Origin of the sequence: Novosphingobium sp. (genome assembly GCF_036733805.1) — a bacterium.
Classification (GTDB): Bacteria; Pseudomonadota; Alphaproteobacteria; order Sphingomonadales; family Sphingomonadaceae; genus Novosphingobium.
In genome coordinates this window covers 1-2,527 of the sequence record NZ_DAIMZT010000130.1, presented here as the reverse complement: position 1 = coordinate 2,527, position 2,527 = coordinate 1, and the positions used below count along the sequence as shown (strand labels likewise).

2 protein-coding genes are annotated in these 2,527 nt (G+C 63.9%); both read right to left on the bottom strand.

Annotated features, from left to right (window positions below; genetic code table 11):
• Window positions 1–422 (bottom strand): class I tRNA ligase family protein (locus tag V7D69_RS15795; protein ID WP_333606308.1); only part of this gene is annotated, 422 nt, incomplete at its 3' end.
• A 1,022-nt stretch (window positions 423–1,444) separates the two neighbouring features.
• Window positions 1,445–2,527 (bottom strand): GGDEF domain-containing protein (locus V7D69_RS15790; RefSeq protein ID WP_333606307.1); only part of this gene is annotated, 1,083 nt, incomplete at its 5' end.

Sequence of the window (2,527 nt, the reverse complement as noted above, 5' to 3'; positions counted from 1 at the left end):
AACATCTTCTGCTGATGCTTGTAGTAGCTGGGGTCGCAGGTCGCGAATTCGCGCGACCAGTCCAGCGACAGCCCGATCGAGCGGAGCTGCTTCTTCATCGCGGCGATGTTGTCGTAGGTCCAGGCCTTCGGCGCCACCTTGCGCTCGATCGCTGCATTCTCCGCCGGCAGGCCGAACGCGTCCCAGCCCATCGGGTGCAGCACGTTGAAACCCTTGGCGCGCATGAAGCGGGCCAGCACGTCGCCGAGCGTGTAATTGCGGACATGGCCGATATGGATGCGCCCGGACGGGTAGGGGAACATCTCGAGGACATAATATTTCGGCCGCGGATCGTCGTTCTTCGACGAAAAAATCGCCTTTTCGTCCCACTGGCGTTGCCAGCGCGGCTCAGCTTCGCGGGCGTTGTAGCGTTCGGAGGTCATGGAGCGGCTTTGGTCTTTTGGGCCATTTCGGCCATCTGAAAGAGGGGCGGAATAGGCCACAAAAGCAGCCGCGGGGTCAACGGTTTGGCGGCTAGTTAGGGCAGCTTTCGGGCGGTCCTAGCCTCCCCGTCATTGCGAGCGAAGCGAAGCAATCCATTCCTCGGCTTGCTGAAGCATGGATTGCTTCGTCGCTGCGCTTCTCGCAATGACGAGTTTCCGCGTTCCCGCGGCGCAAATTCGCCCGGGCTATGCTCATTCGCATCCCCCGGAATATCGAGGGCGCAGGGAAGGCCGGGCGCTGGTCGCACCCGCGGCCTCGTGTGCTGGTAGAAAAAAGCACACGAGTTAGAAACCACAGGTTCGACCGGTGCGATCCGGCCTTCCCTGCACGATGGTGTTACGGCGTATACGCGATCTCCCCGGTGTGCCGGGCTGTTTAGCCACCGTCGCCGGCGGGTTGGTCATCCGCCAGCTTGACCTCAGCGTCGGGAGGCCAGGACCACGCGATTTTGCCGTCCGCCCGGGATCGCTCGTCTGGCGACCCCGTGCGGCCATCGCATCCCGCGCCCAACGTCCGTGACGATCGCGAAGCGCCCCTCATGTGGGTGCGGGACGGCGTGGACCATGCCGGTGATTCGGCATTCTGATAAAGCGAAATATTTTTCGCTGAGAGACTTGACGCGATTTCGGAAAATCAGCCCGTCGGGCAAATCAGTTGCGCATGCACGCTCGTGGCGGTTCGACCCGTGCCGACCGATGGCAATAAGCCCGCCTCCTTTCGGAGACGGGCTCTAGTGCTGGGGAGCCTGCGGCGGAAGCAGAACCTGACCGTCACAGGCGGCACAAATCTAGCGGGGAGAGACGGCTCGCGGTTCGCTCATGGGGACAATGCCCAGGCTCAAAAGGACTAGCCCCATAGCGGTGCAACCGGGCGGGAGACATCGAGCGAAAGGCGCCGATGAGTTCCTCACGTTCGATTCAGGATAGTCCATAAGCCGATTCGGGATGCCGCACAGGCCCACTCAACTCGCCATCGCAACCCCACCCGCCTTCCGCGCAAAGCCATGCTCGACCACGGTGTTGCGGCCGCTGTGCTTGGCGGCGTAGAGGGCGGCGTCGGCGGCTTCGATCAGGTCGCCGGGAAGCAGCGTATCGTTCGGCCTGGTGGACGCGATGCCGACGGAGACGGTGACGCGCTCATGGCTCGAGGTCCGGTGCGGCAGCTCGAGATTTTGCACGGCCGTGCGCACCATCTCGCCGATCTCGCAGGCACGCGGCCCCGCGACATTGGGCAGCAGCAGGCAGAACTCCTCGCCGCCATAGCGGGCGGCAAAGCCCATGGTCTCGGCGGCAATGCTGGACAGGGTTTCGCCCAGCCGGGTGAGGCACGCGTCGCCCTCGGGATGGCCATAGGTGTCGTTGTAGAGCTTGAAGTGATCGACATCGATCATCATCAGCGACAGGTCGCTGTCATATTGCTGCGCCTTCATCCATTCGAAATCGAGCCGGCTCTGGAAGCCGCGGCGGTTGGCAAGGCCCGACAGCATATCGATCGAGGCGATCACGGTGAGGCGGTCGTTGGTCGCGACCAGCTCGCGCTCGCGCTGGCTGAGCTGCGCGGCCATCGCGTTGAAGGCACGCGCGAGCGGCACGAATTCGGCCGGCAGATGGCTGCGTACCGCGCGGGCCGACAGGTCGCCCTCACCCAAACGCTTGGCCATCGACGCCAGCGCGTCGATCGGCTTGATGATCAGCTTTTCCGCGGCGATGAGGGCGCCAAGCAACACAAAGAGGCAGACGAACAGGAGTTGCAGATAGGCAGTGCGGATGTCGCGGTTGATGGCCGCGGTCACCTTGTCCTCGTCGATGCTGGCGATCAGCCGTGCGCCCGTGCCGGCAATTTTTGTGAAGCTCAGCTCGCGCCGCGATCCGTCCGCCGCGCGGAACGACAGTGAGCCCTCGCTCTTGTCCGAGCTCAGCGCGGTCTCCGCGATGGCAGAAAGCAGCGGCACGTTGTCGAGCGATTTGCCGATGATGCCGGCCTCATCCTGGGGCGCCGCCAGGACGATGCCGTTCGCGTCGACCAGGGCTGCGGAGACGCCGGG